Below are 17,762 nucleotides of genomic sequence, written 5' to 3' on the forward strand. Positions count from 1 at the left end.
TGCGGCGCCCGCCTGCCTTGCGGCGCCCGCCTGCCTTGCGGCCCCCCCTGGCGGCGCCCTGCCTCCCCTCCCCCCAAACCGTAAGGACCACAAACCCACCCCACCCCTATACTCTCCCCATGCCCGACGACATCACCATCCGGCGTGCCACCGCCGACGACTCCAAGCGGCTCACCCGGCTCGTGCGGGCCTCCAGGGCCTACCAGGGGGACTATGCCGCCATGGTCGCCGGATACCAGGTCGGCGGTTCGTACATCGAGCACCACCTCGTCTTCGTCGCCGTCGACGCGAGCGACCGCGTCCTCGGGTTCTACGCGCTCCTCGTCGACGAGGCCGAACTCGACCTCGCCTTCGTCGCCGACGGCGCCCAGGGCCTCGGCATCGGACGGCTCCTCATGCGGCACATGACCGAGCAGGCGAGGGCCGCCGGGCTGCACGCCGTGCGGGTCGTCTCGCATCCGCCGTCCGAGGAGTTCTACCTGCGGACCGGCGCCGTCCGCACCGGCACCGTGCCACCCACCGGCCACATCCACTGGGACCGCCCCGAGCTGCGGTACGACGTCGCGTGACCACCACCCAGAAGAAGCGGGAAGAGGGCGAAGACCGCGACGAGCCGCAAGGCCGCCGCAGGCTCTTCGCCGACCTCACCCCCCTGCGGACCTCCCCGCACTACCGTCGCCTCTGGTTCGGCAGCACCGTGTCCTGGGTCGGGCAGGGCATGACGACCCTCGCCGTCTCCCTCCAGGTGTACGACATCACCCGCTCGCCGTTCTCCGTCGGGCTCGTCGGGCTCTTCTCCCTCGTCCCGCTCGTCGTCTTCGGCCTGTACGGCGGCGCCATCGCCGACACCGTCGACCGCCGCAAGCTCGGCCTCTACAGCGCCTGCGGCTCCGCCGCCCTGTCGATCGCGCTCGCCGCCGCCGCGTTCGCCGGCTTCCACCGCGTCTGGTTCCTGTACGGGATCGTCGCCCTCCAGGCCGTCTGCGCCGCCCTCAACTCACCCGCCCGCTCCTCGATGATCCCCCGGCTCCTGCCGCCCGAGCAGCTGCGCGCCGCGAACGCGCTCAACTCGATGGTCACGACCTTCGGCATGCTCGTCGGACCGAGCCTCGGCGGCCTGATCGTCGGATTCGCCGGCTTCCAGACCGCGTACCTGATCGACGCCCTCGCCTTCTCCGCGAGCCTCTACGCCATGTGGCGCCTCCCGTCGATGCTCCCGGACCGGACCGGCGGCAAGCGGGCCTCGGTCCTCGACGGGCTGCGGTTCCTCGCCACCCGCCCCAATCTGCGCATGACGTTCTTCTCCGACTTCTGCGCGATGATCCTCGCCCACCCCCGGGCGCTGTTCCCGGCCGTCGCCGTCCTCTGGTACGGCGGTGACGCGAAGACCGCCGGACTCCTGGTGGCGGCGCCCGCGTTCGGGGCGCTCCTCGGCGGGGTGCTGTCCGGCTGGCAGGGCCGTATCCGCCACCACGGGCAGGCGATCCTCGTCGCCGTCGCCTGCTGGGGCACCGCCATCGCCGTCTTCGGGCTGACCCGGAACCTGTGGCTCGGGCTGCTCCTGCTCGCCCTCGCGGGCTACTCCGACACCGTCTCGATGATCTTCCGGAACACGATGATGCAGGTCGCCGCCCCGGACGAGATGCGCGGCCGGCTGCAAGGCGTGTTCATCGTCGTCGTCGCGGGCGGACCCCGGCTCGGGGACTTCCTCGCGGGCTCGGTCGCCGACCTGACCTCACCCGCCGTCGCCATCACGGGCGGCGGCATCGCCTGCGTCCTCGCGGTCGGCGCCCTCGCCTTCTACGGGCGCGGTTTCCGCCGGTACGACGCGCTCGACCCGACTCCGTGAGCGATTCGCCCCGACTCCGTGCGCAACTCGCCCCGACTCCGTGAGCGATTCGCCCCGAACGGCACGTCCTGACCTGGCGGTTGACCGCCACGGCACATAACCGCCAGGAGCAACCGGAGTCAACTCCCGTCCCCAGGGCCAAGACTCCTCGCGGCACCCGGAAACACCCCCGACCCCGGGTCCGCGAGGAGTTCGAACGATGACGTCGAGGCCCACACCCTTCGACAGAGGAAGGGCCGCGCTGCTCGCCGCGGGCGTCTCCCTCGTGATGCTCTCGGCCGGGCAGACCGCCGCCGCCGGGACCACCACCACCCCCTCCGCCGTACCGGACACCTTCAAGGCGACGGCGAGCGCCACCGTCACCCTCGTCACGGGCGACCGCGTGACCCTCACCGACCTCGGCGGCGGACAGCAGACCGTCACCGTCGACCGGGCGAAGGGCGCCACCGGCGCCGTACGCAGCCGGATCGTCGACGGCCGGGTCACCGTCGTCCCCGACGAGGCCCGCCCCCACCTCGCCTCCGGCGCGCTCGACCCGCGCCTCTTCGACGTCACCGGCCTCGTCGAGCAGGGCGTCACCGGCGAACTCCCCCTGATCGTCACGTACGGCGGCAAGGGCGCCCGTACCGCCGCGCCGACCCCGCGCGGCACCGAGACCGTCCGCCCGCTGCCCAGCATCGGCGGCGCCGCGGTCACCGCCACCGACCCCGCCGCCTTCTGGCAGGGCTTCACCGGCCGCGGCACCACCCGCGCCGCCGCCACCCCCGCCAAGGTCTGGCTCGACGGCCGGGTCGAGGCCGCCATGGCCGAGTCCAACGCCCAGATCGGCACCCCGAAGGCATGGGAGGCCGGGCTCACCGGCAAGGGCGTCAAGGTCGCCGTCCTCGACACCGGCGCCGACCTCGGCCACCCCGACCTCGCGGGCCGGGTCACCGAGTCCAGGTCCTTCATCGAGGGCCAGGAGGTCGCCGACCGCGACGGCCACGGCACGCACGTCGCCTCCACCGTCGGCGGCAGCGGCGCGGCCTCCGACGGCAAGGAGAAGGGCGTCGCCCCCGGCGCCGTCCTCGCCGTCGGCAAGGTCCTCAGCGACGAGGGCTCTGGCTCCGAGTCGCAGATCATCGCCGGCATGGAGTGGGCCGCCAAGGACATCGACGCGAAGATCGTCTCGATGAGCCTCGGCTCCCGCGAGCCGAGCGACGGCACCGACCCGATGGCCCAGGCCGTGAACACGCTGTCCGCCGAGACCGGCGCCCTCTTCGTCATCGCCGCCGGCAACTCCGGCGCCCCCGGCTCCATCGGCTCGCCCGGCGCCGCCGACTCCGCGCTCACCGTCGGCGCCGTCGACTCCGCCGACGAGGCCGCGTACTTCACCAGCCAGGGCCCCCGCCACGGCGACCAGGCCCTCAAGCCCGACCTGTCGGCCCCCGGCGTCGGCATCCTCGCGGCCCGCTCCCAGCTCGCCGAGGGCAGCGGCCTCTACACCTCCATGAGCGGTACGTCGATGGCGACCCCGCACATCGCCGGTGTCGCCGCCCTGCTCGCCGAGAAGCACCCCGACTGGACCGGCGCCCGGCTCAAGGACGCGCTGATGTCCTCGTCGAAGACGCTCGACGCCTCGTCGTACGCGCTCGGCGCCGGGCGGGTCGACGTGGCCGCCGCGATCTCCGCGAACATCACCGCGACCGGCTCCGCCGACCTCGGCTTCGTCGCCTGGCCGTACGCGTCGAACAAGCCGGTCACCAAGACCGTCACGTACACCAACTCCTCCGACACCGCGGTCGAGTTGAACCTGGCCGTGGAGGGCATACCGGCCGGGGTCGCCACCCTCGCCGACACCACCCTCACCGTCCCCGCCCACGGCTCCGCGAGCACCACCGTCACCGGCGACGGATCCAAGGCCCCCGTCGGCCAGTCCTCCGGCCGGATCACCGCGACCGCCGCCGGCGCGCCCGTCGCGCACACCGCGCTCGGCCTGGTGAAGGAGGAGGAGCGCCACACCCTCACGGTCCACGTCAAGGACCGCGACGGCGCCCCCGCCCCCGCCCACCTCGGCGTGCAGAAGCTCGCGCAGGGTGAGGACCCGTTCCCGGCCGCGGTCGGCGAGTCCGGCACCCTCGAACTGCGCCTCAAGCCCGGCACGTACACCGTCGACACCTTCCTCGACGTGCGTGGCTCCCACGGCGAGGACTCCCTCGGCCTCGGCTTCCTCACCGAGCCGGAGATCACCCTCGACCGCGACCGCGAGATCACCCTCGACGGACGGCAGCTGCGCGAGATCCGCGCCGAGGTCGACAAGCGCACCGAGACCCGGCAACTCCTTATGGAGTTCGACCGGGACGCCAACGGCGCCTCCTACGGCGGAGCCGTACAAGTCCCGCCGCTGTACGACTCGATCTTCGCGGCGCCCACCGCCAAGCCCGCCACCGGCACCTTCGAGTACCGGACCGTCTGGCGCCTCGGCAAGCCCATGCTGGAGTCGACCGTCGACGGCCGCCTGCTCTCCGGCGCCACCCCGCAGGCCGGCGCCACCCTCCTGGAGGGCCGCCACCGCCTCGGCCTCGTCGACGCGGGCACCGGCACCCCCGCCGAGTACACGGGGAAGAACGCCACCGGCAAGGCCGTCCTCGTCCGGCTGACCGGCGGCGCCGACCCGACGGAGCTCGCCCAGACCGCCCAGGACGCGGGCGCCAAGGCCCTGTTCGTCACCGACGACCGGCCGGGTCGCCTCATGAAGTGGTTCGGCACCGCCGACTACGAGGACCGGCCGCTCGCCGTCGCCACCGTCGGCACCGCCGACGCCCGGCGCCTCGCGGCCGGCGCGGCGCGAGGCCTGCGCGTCGACCTGACCGGCACCCGCTTCACCCCGTTCACGTACGACCTCTCCGAGGGCCACCCCGGCGCCATCGGCAAGGACCTCGTGTTCCGTCCCGACGAGGACGAACTCGCCACCGTCCGCTCCACCTTCCACGCGCCCACCAAGCGCGAGGAACTGGGCGGCGAGTTCCGCTACTCGATCACCGACACCTTCCCCATCGGGTTCGGCTTCAAGGAGTGGATCTCCTTCCCGACCGAGCGCACCGAGTACGTCTCCACCCGCACTGGCCAGCGCTGGCACGAGTCCGTCGACCTCGGCGACTCCCTGGAGCAGCGCGGCGGCACCCCGTCCTACCGGGGCGGCACCCGGGTGAACCTCGACTGGTTCGGCCCCGTCTGGCACCCGTGGCTGGGCACCGGCCTCGGCTGGGGCCAGCAGCGCACCGGCAACGACCTGCGCTTCAACACCCCGGGCTGGGGCGACTCCGGCACCGACCACACCGGCTTCGGCAACGTGTGGAACGACGACTCGATGACCCAGTTCACCGAGGTGTACGTCGACGGCGTCCGCGTCGACCGGAAGATGAGCTCCGGTGCCTACGCCTGGGACGCCCCGGCGGCGGAGGCCGCGTACAAGGTCGTCACCGAGACCGCGCTCGACCAGGACCGCTGGCGGCTCGGGACCAAGGGCCGCAGCGAGTGGACCTTCCGCTCCGCCGAGACCCCGCACGACCGGATCACGTACCTGCCGATGCTCAACCTCGGCTTCGACGTGGACACCGACCTGCACGGTGACGTCCGCGCCGGGAGCAGGCTGCCCGTCGGGATCTTCGCCGAGTACGTCGAGGGCGCGACCGGCACCGGCACCATCGGCGGCGGCAGCCTGGAGGTCTCCTACGACGAGGGCGCGACCTGGACGAAGGTCGCCCTCAGGAAGGCGCGGCACGGCGCCGCCTGGGACGGCGAGCTGCGGATCCCGTCCGGCGCGGACTCCGTCTCCCTGCGGGCCGGCGCGAGCGACGACCGGGGCGGCTCCGTGAAGCAGGAGCTGATCCGCGCGGTCGGCGTGAAGTAGCCGGAAGAACACGAGGCCGGGCGCCCCTCTCCGGGGCCGCCCGGCCTCCTCACCTCAGGCCGGCTGTCGCAGCGCCTTCTTCAGAACCTTCCCCATGTCGTTACGGGGGAGCGCGTCGAGATAGCGCACCACCCGGGGCCGCTTGTGCGGGGCGAGCAGGCGCGCCACGTGGTCGGCGAGCTCCGCTGCCGGCGGGGGCGACACGGCGTCCGCCGGCACCACCCAGGCCACGATCCGCTCGCCCAGGTCGGGGTCGGGCTCGCCGGTGACGGCCGCCTCGCGTACCCCGGGGTGGTCGAGGAGGGCGTTCTCGATCTCACCCGCCCCGATCTTGTAACCGCCGCTCTTGATCAGGTCGGTGGCCTTGCGGCCCACCAGGCGTATCGTTCCGCCAAGCTCACGGACCGCCACGTCGCCGGTGCGGAACCAGTCGCCGTCGAAGGCCTCCGCCGTGGCCTCGGGCCGGTTCAGATAGCCGGAGAACAGGTTCGGGCCGCGCACCTGCACTTCACCGACGGTCTCCCCGTCGCACTCCTCCCGTACGGAGCCGTCCTCGTCCACGAGCCGCAGCTCCACCCCCGCGAGCGGCACCCCGACCGTCCCCGGGCGCGGCCCGGTGCCCGGCCGCACGCTGGTGTTCATGAGCGTCTCCGTCATCCCGTACCGCTCCACGACCGTCCGACCCGTCGCCGCCGCGATCCGCTCGTGGTCGTGGACCGGCAGCGCCGCCGACCCCGAGACGAGGAGCCGCGCCCCCCTCATCGCCGCGACCAGCGCCGGATCGTGGGCGAGCGCGTCCGCGAGCCGGTGGTACATGGTCGGTACGCCGAACAACATGGTGCCGCCGCCGGCACCCAGCTCCCGTGCCACGCCCTCCACCGTGAACCCGCCCAGGTGCCGGACCTCGCCGCCCCGCCGCAGCGGCCCCAGGATCCCGAGGATCAGCCCGTGGACGTGGAACAGCGGCAGCGCGTGCACGAGGACGTCGTCGGCCGTCCAGGACCAGGCATTGGCGAGCGCGTCGAGGGAGGCGGCGATCGCCCGGTGGGAGAGCAGGACGCCCTTCGGGGGGCCGGTGGTGCCGGAGGTGTAGACGATGAGGGCGGGGGACTCGGGATCGGCCGGTCCTCCGGGCGCCGGGCCGCCGCTCGCGGTGAGTTCCACGTCGATCCGGGGGAGGCGCGCGAGTCCGGGCGGCAACTCGTCGCCGGGCGCGGCGAGGACCGCGCCGGGCGCGCTGTCACCGAGGATGTGCGCCAGTTCCCGCTCGCCGGTGCGCGGGTTGAGCGGTACGGCGGGCACGCCCGCGAGCAGGGCGCCGACCACGGCGACGGCCGTGTGCGCGGTGGGTGTCGCCCAGACGGCGACCCGCCCCGCGTCCCCGATCCGGGCCGCCAGGGCGCCGGCGGCCCGCGCCAGTTCCTCGTAGGTCAGGCTGTCGGCGCCGCAGCGCAGTGCGGGCCGGTCGGACGGGGCCGCAAGGGCCGGGAAGAGCGCACTCACCGGTCGTACTCCTCGGGTCGGGGTCGAGGGTTGCCGGAGGCATTCTGCCCGGCGGTCAGGGTCTGCCGGCCGTGACCTCGGTCGCCTCCGGGGTCGGCTCCCCGCCCCCCGGCCGGATCCCCCGCATCCGCCCGTACGCGTACACACACCCCGCGAGCGCCAGGTCGGACAGGAGCATGAAGCCGATCGAGTACGAGTCCTTGGCGCTGTAGATCGCGCCCATCACCAGCGGCGGCAGGAACCCGCCGAGCCCTCCCATCGCGCCGACGATGCCGGTCACGCTGCCCACCTTGGCCTGCGGGGTCACCTGGGAGACCAGGGCGAAGACGGAGCCGCTCGCCGTGCCGAGCCCGGCCGCCATGACGAGGAGGGCGATCGTGCCGCCCGGGTTCAGCGGCGGGTCGAAGGCCTGGACGATGGCGAAGAGGGCGGCCGTGCCGAGGGCGGCGGCCGTGACGAGAGCCGGGTGGAACCGGTCCGACAGCCAGCCGCCGATCGGCCGGAAGACGACGGTGACCAGGGCGAACCCGGCGGCCTTGGTGCCCGCGTCCGTCGGGTCCAGCTCGTACCAGGTCTTCAGGTACGTCGGCAGGTAGACACCGAACGCGACGATTCCGCCGAACCCGATCGCGTACAGCGCCGACAGCTCCCACGTCACCCGCAGCCGCGCCGCCGAGCCCAGCCGGGTCGCGAGGGACGCGGTGGGCACCGGCCGGTCGGGCCGGTCGGTGATGAGGAAGAAGGCGAGCACCGCGAACGCGGCGAGCGCGAGCGCCACCACGAGGAACGGCAGGTTCTCGCCGTGCTTCGCGATCCGGGGCGTGAAGTAGCCGGAGAGCGCCACACCGCCCATGCCCATGCCGAACACCCCGAGCGCCAGACCGCGCTTGGCGGGCGGGAACCAGGAGTTGACCAGCGGGATGCCGATCGCGAACGTGGTGCCGCCCAGGCCCAGGAGGAAGCCGACGACCAGCAGCAGACCGTAGTTGTCCTTGACCACCATCAGCAGCAGCACCGGGACGATCGTCAGCGCCGAGACCAGCGGGAACATCACCTTCGCCCCGTACCGGTCCGTGAGCGCGCCCGCCGGGACGCGGCCGATCGAGCCGACGAGCACGGGCACCGCCACGAGCAGCGACTGCTGGAACGAGCTGAGGGCGAGCCGGTCTCCGTACCAGCTCGCGAGCGGCGCGATCAGGTTCCACGCCCAGAAGGTGAGCGTGAAGCCGATGGTGGCCATCGCCAGGTTGCGGTAGGCGGCCGCTGTCGGCGGCTCTGTCTCGGGGATCACCACTCCAGTGAAGATCGGCCCGGGGGACGCGGCGCGCCGGACTGCTCCGTACGGGGCGGTCGCCCTACTGCTACGGCCAGGTCACGACGGTCGGCGGCGTCCCGTCGTCCTCCACCCGCAGCCGGGCGCCGCCCTCGTCCCCGGCCGACACCTCGACCGTGATCGCGCCGATCCCGGACCGCCGGTGCGCCGCCGCGAGCGCCCCGCGCAGCGTGGCGAGGAGCCGCCCCGCCGTCTCCTCGTCCACGAGCGTGTCGACCGCGCCGGCGAAGTGCACGGACGGCTGGAAACCGAGCAGGGCCGCGGCCCCGCCGGTCTCCCGCAGCACCTTCCCCCGGAAGGAGGTCGGCGCGTCGGCGGGCGGCTGCTGGAGCGCGAAGATGGTCGTACGGACCTCCTGGATCGTCGAGTCCAGCTCGTCCACCGCCCGTTCGAGCAACGCGTTCTCGTCGGAGGAGCCGCCCGCCCGCCGCCGGGTGGACTCCAGCATCATCTCCGTGGCGAACAGCCGCTGGACGACCAGGTCGTGCAGGTCGCGCGCGATCCGGTCCCGGTCCTCGTACACCGCGAGCCGCTCCCGGTCGTGCCGCGCGTCCGCGAGGACGAGCGCGAGTGCCGCCTGCGAGGCGAACTGCGAGGCGAGCAGCCGGTCCACCGCCGTGTACGGCGGGCCGCCGCGCCGCCGGGGGAGGGCGAGGGTGCCGATGAGCTTCCCGCCGCTCTGCAGCGGCAGCATCATCGAGGGGCCGAAACGGGACCGGACATGGGTGGTCATCCGCGGGTCGGTCGCCGAGTCCTCCACGAACACCGGCTCCCCGCCGAGCAGCTGCACCAGGACGGGGGAGCCCGGCGCGATCGCGGTGCCGACCAGGTCGCCCGGGTCGTCCGTGGTCGACGCGGCGACGATCTCCATCCCTCCCTCCGTGGTGGGCTGGAGCACCACCCCGGCCGAGGCGCCGGCGAGGATACGGGCCCGCTCGGCGACGGTCATCAGGGCGTTCTCGGCGGACGCGCCGGTGAGCAGGGCCGTGGTCACCGCCGCCGCGCCCTCGATCCAGCGCTCCCGCTGGCGCGCGGTCTCGTAGAGACGGGCGTTGCCGATGGCGATCCCGGCCTGCGAGGCGAGGACGCGGAGCAGGGTGAGGTCCTCGTCGGCGAAGGGGCTCCCGCGCTTCTCGGCGAGGTACAGATGGCCGAAGACCTCGGTGTGGACCCGGATGGGGACGCCGAGCAGCCCGGCGTGGCCGTCGGGGAGGCGGCCGATCCGCTGCCGCTCCTCGTCCGTCATGCCGGAGGTGAAGAGTTCGGTGAGGCGGCGGCGCTCGGGGTCGACGACCCCGAGCGCGCCGTAGCGGGCCCCGGTCAGCTCGGTGGCGGAGTCCACGATGTGCTGGAGGGTGGTGCGGAGTTCGAGGTCGGTGCCGACGCTGAGGACCGCTTCGAGCAGCATGGGCAGCCGGGGAGCGTCCTCGTCCGTGTCCTCGCCCGCGTACTCGGCCCTGTCCTCACCCATGATCGTCATGGTTTCATTATCATACGAATCAGGCGATTTCGTCCTCGGCGAGCGGGTCACGCTCCGTCAGCGGGTCGAGGACCATCGGCTGGACCTTGCCCTCCAGCATCGCGCCGAGACCCAGGACCGCGCAGATGTCGGGGCGTTCGGCGATGTGCACCGGCATCCCGGTCGCCGCGCGCAGCATGTGGTCGAGCCCCGGCAGCAGCGCGCTTCCGCCCACCATCATGATCCCGCGGTCCGCGAGGTCGGCCACCAGATCCGGCGGGCAGTCCCGCAGCACCTTCCCGATCCCGTCGAGGACCGCCGTCAGCGGGGTGTGGATCGCCTCCCGTACGGCGGCGGTGTCGACGGTCACCGAGCGGGCCAGGCCCGTGGCGACGTCCCGGCCGTGGATCTCGGTCCAGGCCGGGCCGTGGGGCGTCAGGCCGTTGCCGCTGAGCGCCAGTTGCAGCGGACGCACCGACTGGCTCGGCAGCATCAGCTCGTGGTGGTGGCGCAGGTGCTGGATGACGGCGTGGTCGATGGCGTCGCCGCCGACCGGCATCCGCTCCGCCGTGACGATCGCGCCGAGCGAGAGCACGGCGACCTGCGTGGTCGCCGCCCCGCACACCATGATCATCGTCGCGGTGGGCTGCTCGACCGGCAGACCGCAGCCGACGGCCGCCGCGATCAGCGTGTCGACCAGCTCGACCCGGCGCGCGCCGAGACCGACGAGGGTCTCCACGGCGGCACGCTGCGCGAGCGGATCGCTGTCGTGCGGGGTGCAGGCGGCGGCGCGCAGCCGGGGCTTGCGGCGCAGCTGGCGGCGGAGCTTCTCGCCGAGGAGGTGACGGAGCATCCGCTGCGCCATCTCGATGTCGACGACGGTGCCGCCCGAGACGGGTCTGACGACCCGGATGTAGTCGGGGGTGCGGCCGGTCATCTTCTCGGCCAGCGCGCCGACGGCGATCAGCGCTCCGGTCCGGGTGTTGACGGCGGCGACGCTCGGCTCGTCGACGACGAGTCCGGCGCCCTTGACGAAGACCCGGGTGCGGGCGGCACCCAGGTCGACGGCGACATGGCAACGACGCAGCTGCTCAAGGCTGACGGTCACGGCGGATCCTCCGGAGTGCGGTGCTGGCACGGGCGAGGTGTTTTCGCGGTCCTGATGGAATCGTCGGGCCGTCCGGGGCGCGGCGCGCGCTGGGCTGCGCCGCCCGGGGCCGGGCCCGGTGCGCCGCCCGGGTCGTACCGAAGCGGGAGAATCACGACGCACCGCCGCCGACCTGCGGCTTCCTCACAGGATCCTCACTTCCGCGCCTACCTGAGGCCGCACCGGGCCGCATAGCCTGCGGGCCCCATGGACTACTGCCACGCGTGCCGGCGGCATCTCAACGGGGCCCTCGCCTGTGCCGGGTGCGGGACTCCCGTCGAGGAACTGCGGTACGAGACCCCCCACATACCCGTCCAGCAGGCCCCGCCGGTCGATCCGTACGCGTCGGCGCAGCCGTATGAGCCGTACCAGGCGTATGAGCCGTACCAGCCGTATGGGGCGTACGAGCCGGTGCCGCCGCTTGAGCCCGTGCAGCCTGTGCAGCCCGTGCAGCCCGTGTCGCCGGTGGAGCCGATCGAGCCCGCCGGTTCCGGCGAGCACGTCTACGAACTCGACGTGGTCGAGCCGCCACCCCGCGCCGGTGGCCGCCGCGCCGCCCGGGGCCGCTCCGCCTCCGCCGAGGAGGGGCACCGCGCCGCCGGTGGCCGCTCCGTCGCGCGGGGGAACAGACGGGCGCGCGGCCGCCGGGGCCGTACGGTCCTGGTCGGGACGCTGGGTCTGGTGCTCGCCGCCGGCTCGCTGACCCTGGCGCGCATGGCCCTGGAGGAGCCGGAGCCGCTGGGCGCCGCCACGGCCGTCGAGGAGCAGGAGGTCCCCGAGGTCACGACCTCCCCCGAACCCGTCGAGAGCGCCGACCTGCCGGACGGCTCGGGCCCGTCCCCCGTTTCGGAGGCGCCGACGCGCCCCCGCCAGGTGAGCGCGGAATCGGGCACGGGGGAGGGTACGGGCGCGGTCGGAGGTTCGGGTTCCGGTTCCGGATCGGGCTCCGGCGAAGGCTCGGGTTCGGGATCCGGTACGGGATCGGGATCGGGATCGGGTACGGGCGCGGGCACGGGTTCCGGATCCGGTACGGGGAACGGGGGCGAGGGCGCCTCCGGGGAGTCACCGATGCCGACGTCGACGTCGACGCCCACCGACCCGGCGACTCCGCCCGCCGACCCCACCGCGACGGCGACCGCCACGGAGGGCGAGGCGACCCCGTCTCCCACGGCGACGACCGGCGGCCCCGCCCCGGTGACCACCGCCCCGACGCCGACCACGACCCCCACGCCGAAGCCGACGCCGACCTGCACCTATTTCCTCTTCTGGTGCGTCTAGGGGCGGCCCCGGAAGGCAGGCCCTACGGGGTGTCCTCGCCCAGCATCCGCTTCAGCAGGTCCCGCAGCAGGGTGCGCTCGACCTCGGTCAGCTCGCCGAGGGGTTCGCGGGCGAAACCGAGGGACTCGCGCAGCCGGCGGGCCGTGTCGCGGCCCTGCTCCGTGGGGACGGCCAGCTTGACGCGGCGGTCGGCCGGGTCGGGGCGCCGCTCGACCAGGCCCCGGGCCTCCAGGCGGTCCACGATCCCGGTGATGTTGGACGGCTCGCACTTCAGCTTCTGGGCGATGCGGCGCATCGGCAGCGGGTCGAGCGAGAGCAGGCCGAGGACCCGGGCCTGGGCGCCGGTCAGCGAGTGCTGCGCGGCGGCCTGCTCGTACTCCTCGTAGTAGCGCGCCACGACCGAGCCGATCAGCTCGACGACTTCGACGGTCAGCGGATCCGTGTGTGAGGGGGCCATGGGTCACATCCTACCCGGATACTTGACAACATGAAATATCAAGGTGCATGGTTGTTTCAGGTAGTGAACCTTTTGTGATCTCAAGCTTTACTGGAGGCTGTGCTCATGTCCGTTCTTCCCGCGTCCAGCCGTGAGTGGCACCTCGTCGCCCGTCCGCACGGCTGGCCCGCCCCCACGGACTTCGCCCTGCGCGAGACCCCGGTCACCGAGCCCGCCGAGGGCCGCGTCCTCGTGCGCAACCTGCACTTCTCGGTCGATCCGTACATGCGCGGCCGGATGAACGACGTGAAGTCGTACATCCCGCCGTTCAAGCTCGACCACCCCATGGACGGCGGCGCGGTCGGCGAGGTCATCGCGTCGAACGCCGAGGGCTTCGCCGTCGGCGACCACGTCCTGCACGGCCTCGGCTGGCGTGAGTACGCCGACGTCCCGGCCCAGCGCGCGACCAAGGTCGACCCGGACCTCGCCCCCCTCTCCGCCTACCTCGGCGTGCTCGGCATGACCGGCCTCACGGCCTACGCCGGCCTCTTCGACGTCGCCTCCTTCAAGGAGGGCGACGCGGTCTTCGTCTCCGGCGCCGCCGGGGCCGTCGGCAGCCAGGTCGGCCAGATGGCGCGGCTCAAGGGCGCCTCCCGGATCATCGGTTCCGCCGGATCCGACGAGAAGGTCAAGTGGCTCGTCGAGGAGCTCGGCTTCGACGCCGCCTTCAACTACAAGGACGGCCCGGTCAAGGACCAGCTCCGCGAGGCCGCCCCGGACGGCATCGACGTCTACTTCGACAACGTCGGAGGGGACCACCTCGAAGCCGCGATCTCCTCGCTCAACGTGCACGGCCGCGCCACCATCTGCGGCATGATCGCCCAGTACAACGACACCGAGCCGGTCCCCGGCCCGCGCAACATGGCGATGATCATCGGCAAGCGGCTGCGCCTCCAGGGCGTCCTCGTCGGCGACCACTACGGCCTCCAGCAGCAGTTCGTCCAGGAGGTCGGCGGCTGGCTCGGCTCCGGCGAGCTGAAGCACCGCGAGACCTTCGTCGAGGGCATCGAGAACGGCGTGGAGGCCTTCCTCGGACTGCTCCGCGGCGACAACACCGGAAAGATGATCGTTTCGACGACCCGCTAGGCTTCCCTCAGCCGTCGCGATCGTGGGCGCGAGTCGCGGCGAACCCATGAAGGAAGTACCTCGCATGTCGATCCAGCACTCCGACGTCGTCTACACCGCTGTCGCCACCGCCGAGAACGGCCGTGACGGCCGCGTCGCCACCGACGACGGCCAGCTCGACGTCGTCGTCAACCCGCCGAAGGCCATGGGCGGCTCCGGCGCGGGCACCAACCCCGAGCAGCTCTTCGCGGCGGGCTACAGCGCCTGCTTCCAGGGCGCCCTCGGCGTCGTCGCCCGCAACGAGAAGGCCGACATCTCCGGCTCGACGGTCACCGCCGAGGTCGGCATCGGCAAGAACGACGACGGCTTCGGCATCATCGTGAAGATCTCGGCCACCATTCCGAACGTGGACGTCGAGACCGCCAAGAGCCTGATCGAGAAGGCCCACCAGGTCTGCCCGTACTCCAAGGCGACCCGCGGCAACATCACGGTCGAGCTCGCCGTCTGAGTCCGGCCCCGCAGGACCGCACGAGGACCGCATCCCCGCCGGGGGTGCGGTCCTCGCCGCATACCGCGGCCCGGACGCCGGACGCCGGACCCCGGACGCCCGGCGGCTGACCTGCCCGTCACCGATAAAGTGGGCCCCATGCGCGATCTCGGGGTGGGTTTCGGATACCTGGTTCAGGGCCAGAAGTGGGTGGGCCGGCACGGACGGTGGTTCGGATTCGGCCTTTTGCCCGGACTCGTGACCCTCGTGCTCTACGCGGGCGCGCTCGTCGGCCTCGGCTACGGCGCCGACGACCTGGCCGCCTGGGCGACGCCGTTCGCCGACGACTGGTCCTCGCCCTGGCTCGGCGCCCTCCGGGGCACCCTGACCGCTCTGGTCTTCGTCTTCGGGCTCTTCCTCGCGGTCATCACCTTCACCGCCGTCACCCTGCTCGTCGGCCAGCCGTTCTACGAGTCCCTCTCGGAGGCGGTCGACCGCAGCGAGGGCGGCGACGTGCCCGAGTCGGGGCTGCCGCTCTGGCGCGAGCTGTGGATCTCGGCCCGTGACAGCCTGCGGGTCCTGCTGCGGGTCGCCTGCTACGGCATCCTGCTCTTCGCCTGCGGTTTCATCCCGGTGATCGGCCAGACCGTCGTCCCCGTCATCGGCTTCTGCGTCTCCGGCTTCTTCCTCACCCAGGAGCTGACGTCCGTCGCGCTCCAGCGCCGGGGCGTCGAGTTCAAGGAGCGCCTCGGGCTGCTGCGCGGGCGCAGGACGGCCGTCCTGGGCTTCGGCGTGCCGCTGACGCTCTCCTTCCTGGTGCCCTTCGTCGCCGTCCTCCTGATGCCGGGAGCCGTCGCGGGCGCCACCCTGATGGCCCGGGACCTGCGGGGCGAGACGTCCGGCGACGACGGGGCCGTCAGCCTCCGGAAAAACGATCAAGAACGCGGCAACCTTCCTTCCTCCGGCGGCGACCAGGGGGTGCACCACCTCCCCCACTGAAGGAAGAAGCACCCATGACGTCACACAAGCGGAAGACGGGCCGCCGGCGCGCGGTCATCGGCGGCCTGAGCGCCCTCGGCATCACCGGGGCGGCCGTCGTCACCGCCACCCTGCTCGCCCCGGCGGGCGCCGCGAGCGCGGTGGCCGCCTGGCCGCAGGCGAAGGGCAGCAAGCCGGTCCCCGCGAGCATCGAGGTCTCCGGCACCTACGACGGCAAGCTCAAGCGCCACTACGGCACCGGTGAACTCGGCTCCGACGGCCAGGACGAGAGCCAGAAGCCCGTCTTCGTCCTCAAGGACGGCGCCGTCCTCAAGAACGTGATCATCGGTTCTCCGGCCGCCGACGGCGTCCACTGCCTCGGCAGCTGCACCCTGCAGAACGTCTGGTGGGAGAACGTCGGCGAGGACGCCGCCACCTTCAAGGGCACCTCGGCGTCCTCCGTGTACGCGGTCCACGGCGGCGGCGCGAAGAGCGCGTCCGACAAGGTCTTCCAGTTCAACGGCGCGGGCAAGCTGGTCGTGAACAAGTTCCAGGTCTCCGACTTCGGAAAGCTGGTCCGTTCCTGCGGCAACTGCAAGAAGCAGTACCCGCGCACGATCCTGATCAACGACGTCGACATCACCGCGCCGGGCACGTCGATCGTCGGCGTCAACGCCAACTACGGCGACACCGCGTCCCTGCGGAACGTCCGCATCCACGGCGACACCAAGAAGAAGATCAAGCCGTGCACCCGCTTCACCGGCAACAACACCGGCAAGGAGCCCAAGGAGATCGGCTCCGGCCCCGACGGCACCACCTGCCGCTACTCGGCCGGGGACCTCTCCTACGACTGACGTCCGTGGGCGCCCGGCCCCCGGCCCTCGCGGGCCGGGCGCCCCGTCCGGCCCCGCTCAGCCGACCTCGGCGAGCACGAAGCCCGGCCCGTCGCTCCCCGCGTCCGCGATCCGCTCGCCGTCCGGGCCCCAGGCACCGGCCCGCCCGGCGCCGACCCCGTCCTCGTTGGCCCCGAGGACGTTGCCGAGCACCACGTACAGGCCGAAGTCCCGGGCCCGTACCGGATACACCTTCTCGAACGAGTCGTTGTCGGCGGAGAGCACCGAACTCGCCAGGTAGACCGCGCAGTCGTCGGCGGCGGCCCGCTCGGCCAGCTCGGGGAAGCGGTTGTCGTAGCAGGTGGCGAGCGCGAACCGGAGCCCGTCGAGAGCGAACCGCCCGTCGGTGGTGCCCGGTTCGAAGACCTCCTCCTCGATCCCGTACAGGTGCCGCTTGTCGTAGCGGGTGAGGAGCGAGCCGTCCGGGCCGATCACCAGGGTGGTGACCCCCGGCCGCGAACCGGCCGTACGTACGGGACCGTTGACGACGGCCACCGCCGACACCGCGCGGCAGGCCTCCCGTACGGGTTCGAGCCGCGGGTCGTCCTCGGTGAGTACGAGCCCCGGGGTGCCCCTGATCAGCGACGGCTCGTACCCGCTCAGGCAGAGCTCGGCGAAGACGGCCACGCGGGCCCCCTCGGCCCCGGCGGCCCGGACCAGACCGGCGACCGCACGGACGTTGGCGTCGATGTCCCCGGCGACCGGGGCGAACTGGGTGGCTGCGACGATCATGGCGCCATCATGCCGCCCGTCCCCCGGAGCTCCTAGCCCGGCTCCTCGCCCCCGTGAAGCAGGCGCAGGAAGTCACGGAAGGCGGCCGGCATGTCCACCGCCGCCGGGTCAAGCAGCCACTGGTACTGGAGCCCGTCCATCACCGCCGTGAGCAGGGGCGCCGCCCGCTCCGGGGTGAGCCCGCCCGGCAGCCGCTCGCCGAACTCCAGGCGCAGCACCTGCACCATGTTGGCCCGCACCAGCGCGTACCGCTCGGTGAAGAAGGCGCGCGCCGGGTGCCCGTCCGTCACGCTCTCGCCGAGCAGCGCGGAGAAGGTCTGCACGATCCCCGGCCGCATCGCGTTGTACTCGACGAGGGATTCGAGCAGGTCGAGCCGCCAGCCCTCGCGGTCACGGCCGCCGCTCGTGTCCCAGCGGTCACGCTCCTCCAGGACGGCGACGAGCAGTGCCTCCTTCGTCGGGAAGTAGTGCAGGAGCCCCTGCTGGGTCAGCCCGACCCGTTCGGCGACGGAGCCCAGGGTGGCGCCCCGGTAGCCGCGCTCGGCGATCACTTCGAGGGCGGCGCGGAGGATGTCCGTCCGCCGTTCCTCGCTCCTGGCCCGCGCCATCGCCGTGGCCCCCTTCCGGTTCCTCGCTTCCGACAGGACCGT

15 protein-coding genes are annotated in these 17,762 nt (G+C 72.8%); 8 read left to right on the plus strand and 7 right to left on the minus strand.

What is annotated here, in order from left to right:
• Positions 1–119: 119 nt before the first annotated feature.
• From ABT034_RS02110 to ABT034_RS02120, 3 genes are all read left to right on the plus strand, one after another.
• Positions 120–569: a GNAT family N-acetyltransferase gene (locus ABT034_RS02110; protein ID WP_351210236.1), complete on the plus strand. Its 450-nt coding sequence runs from the start codon at positions 120–122 to the stop codon at positions 567–569.
• Complete coding sequence (locus tag ABT034_RS02115) at positions 566–1,849, plus strand: MFS transporter (protein ID WP_351210238.1); 1,284 nt, start codon at positions 566–568, stop codon at positions 1,847–1,849. Before ABT034_RS02110 ends, ABT034_RS02115 begins: the two co-directional genes overlap by 4 nt.
• A gap of 199 nt (positions 1,850–2,048) precedes the next feature.
• A complete protein-coding gene (locus ABT034_RS02120; RefSeq protein ID WP_351210240.1) occupies positions 2,049–5,741 on the plus strand; it encodes a S8 family serine peptidase in 3,693 nt (1,230 codons plus the stop codon).
• A 54-nt stretch (positions 5,742–5,795) separates the two neighbouring features.
• Here ABT034_RS02120 and ABT034_RS02125 read toward each other — a convergent pair whose 3' ends face one another.
• From ABT034_RS02125 to ABT034_RS02140, 4 genes are all read right to left on the minus strand, one after another.
• Positions 5,796–7,244 carry an acyl-CoA synthetase gene (locus ABT034_RS02125; protein ID WP_351210242.1) on the minus strand — a complete coding sequence of 483 codons (1,449 nt, stop codon included), beginning with the start codon at positions 7,242–7,244 and terminating at the stop codon, positions 5,796–5,798.
• A gap of 55 nt (positions 7,245–7,299) precedes the next feature.
• Complete coding sequence (locus tag ABT034_RS02130; RefSeq protein ID WP_351210441.1) at positions 7,300–8,484, minus strand: MFS transporter; 1,185 nt, start codon at positions 8,482–8,484, stop codon at positions 7,300–7,302.
• Between the two features lie 121 nt (positions 8,485–8,605).
• The gene (locus ABT034_RS02135) at positions 8,606–10,048 is read right to left on the minus strand and encodes a GAF domain-containing sensor histidine kinase (protein ID WP_351210443.1); all 1,443 of its coding nucleotides are present in this window, start codon (positions 10,046–10,048) and stop codon (positions 8,606–8,608) included.
• A gap of 28 nt (positions 10,049–10,076) precedes the next feature.
• A complete protein-coding gene (locus tag ABT034_RS02140) occupies positions 10,077–11,144 on the minus strand; it encodes a rod shape-determining protein (RefSeq protein WP_351210244.1) in 1,068 nt (355 codons plus the stop codon).
• 246 nt (positions 11,145–11,390) lie between these two features.
• Between ABT034_RS02140 and ABT034_RS02145 the strand changes: the two genes are divergently transcribed.
• A complete protein-coding gene (locus ABT034_RS02145; RefSeq protein ID WP_351210246.1) occupies positions 11,391–12,461 on the plus strand; it encodes an SCO2400 family protein in 1,071 nt (356 codons plus the stop codon).
• A gap of 22 nt (positions 12,462–12,483) precedes the next feature.
• Here the strand turns inward: ABT034_RS02145 and ABT034_RS02150 are convergent, their stop codons facing one another.
• Positions 12,484–12,918, minus strand: a complete 435-nt coding sequence (locus ABT034_RS02150; protein WP_351210248.1) for a MarR family winged helix-turn-helix transcriptional regulator — start codon at positions 12,916–12,918, stop codon at positions 12,484–12,486.
• 105 nt (positions 12,919–13,023) lie between these two features.
• Between ABT034_RS02150 and ABT034_RS02155 the strand changes: the two genes are divergently transcribed.
• The 4 genes from ABT034_RS02155 (at position 13,024) to ABT034_RS02170 (ending at position 16,341) form a co-directional block, all read left to right on the plus strand.
• Positions 13,024–14,043: an NADP-dependent oxidoreductase gene (locus ABT034_RS02155; protein ID WP_351210250.1), complete on the plus strand. Its 1,020-nt coding sequence runs from the start codon at positions 13,024–13,026 to the stop codon at positions 14,041–14,043.
• A gap of 64 nt (positions 14,044–14,107) precedes the next feature.
• Entirely contained in the window at positions 14,108–14,530 is a 423-nt protein-coding gene (locus tag ABT034_RS02160) for an organic hydroperoxide resistance protein (protein ID WP_351210252.1), read from the plus strand.
• Between the two features lie 138 nt (positions 14,531–14,668).
• Entirely contained in the window at positions 14,669–15,508 is an 840-nt protein-coding gene (locus ABT034_RS02165; RefSeq protein WP_351210254.1) for an EI24 domain-containing protein, read from the plus strand.
• Positions 15,509–15,522: 14 nt separating this feature from the next.
• Entirely contained in the window at positions 15,523–16,341 is an 819-nt protein-coding gene (locus tag ABT034_RS02170; RefSeq protein ID WP_351210256.1) for a pectate lyase, read from the plus strand.
• A gap of 57 nt (positions 16,342–16,398) precedes the next feature.
• On the opposite strand, the gene ABT034_RS02175 is transcribed toward ABT034_RS02170, so the two are convergent.
• Entirely contained in the window at positions 16,399–17,112 is a 714-nt protein-coding gene (locus ABT034_RS02175; protein WP_351210258.1) for a carbon-nitrogen hydrolase family protein, read from the minus strand.
• A gap of 32 nt (positions 17,113–17,144) precedes the next feature.
• Positions 17,145–17,720 carry a TetR/AcrR family transcriptional regulator gene (locus ABT034_RS02180; RefSeq protein ID WP_351210260.1) on the minus strand — a complete coding sequence of 192 codons (576 nt, stop codon included), beginning with the start codon at positions 17,718–17,720 and terminating at the stop codon, positions 17,145–17,147.
• Positions 17,721–17,762 lie beyond the last annotated feature (42 nt).

This window comes from Streptomyces sp. NPDC002773 (assembly GCF_040295605.1).
GTDB lineage: Bacteria > Actinomycetota > Actinomycetes > Streptomycetales > Streptomycetaceae > Streptomyces.

Coding starts and splice junctions, on each gene's coding strand:
- ABT034_RS02110 (WP_351210236.1), top strand. CDS start 120: ATGCCCGACGACATCACCATCCGGCGTGCCACCGCCGACGACTCCAAG.
- ABT034_RS02120 (WP_351210240.1), top strand. CDS start 2,049: ATGACGTCGAGGCCCACACCCTTCGACAGAGGAAGGGCCGCGCTGCTC.
- ABT034_RS02130 (WP_351210441.1), bottom strand. CDS start 8,484: ATGGCCACCATCGGCTTCACGCTCACCTTCTGGGCGTGGAACCTGATC.
- ABT034_RS02135 (WP_351210443.1), bottom strand. CDS start 10,048: ATGGGTGAGGACAGGGCCGAGTACGCGGGCGAGGACACGGACGAGGAC.
- ABT034_RS02145 (WP_351210246.1), top strand. CDS start 11,391: ATGGACTACTGCCACGCGTGCCGGCGGCATCTCAACGGGGCCCTCGCC.
- ABT034_RS02150 (WP_351210248.1), bottom strand. CDS start 12,918: ATGGCCCCCTCACACACGGATCCGCTGACCGTCGAAGTCGTCGAGCTG.
- ABT034_RS02155 (WP_351210250.1), top strand. CDS start 13,024: ATGTCCGTTCTTCCCGCGTCCAGCCGTGAGTGGCACCTCGTCGCCCGT.
- ABT034_RS02160 (WP_351210252.1), top strand. CDS start 14,108: ATGTCGATCCAGCACTCCGACGTCGTCTACACCGCTGTCGCCACCGCC.
- ABT034_RS02165 (WP_351210254.1), top strand. CDS start 14,669: ATGCGCGATCTCGGGGTGGGTTTCGGATACCTGGTTCAGGGCCAGAAG.
- ABT034_RS02170 (WP_351210256.1), top strand. CDS start 15,523: ATGACGTCACACAAGCGGAAGACGGGCCGCCGGCGCGCGGTCATCGGC.
- ABT034_RS02175 (WP_351210258.1), bottom strand. CDS start 17,112: ATGATCGTCGCAGCCACCCAGTTCGCCCCGGTCGCCGGGGACATCGAC.
- ABT034_RS02180 (WP_351210260.1), bottom strand. CDS start 17,720: ATGGCGCGGGCCAGGAGCGAGGAACGGCGGACGGACATCCTCCGCGCC.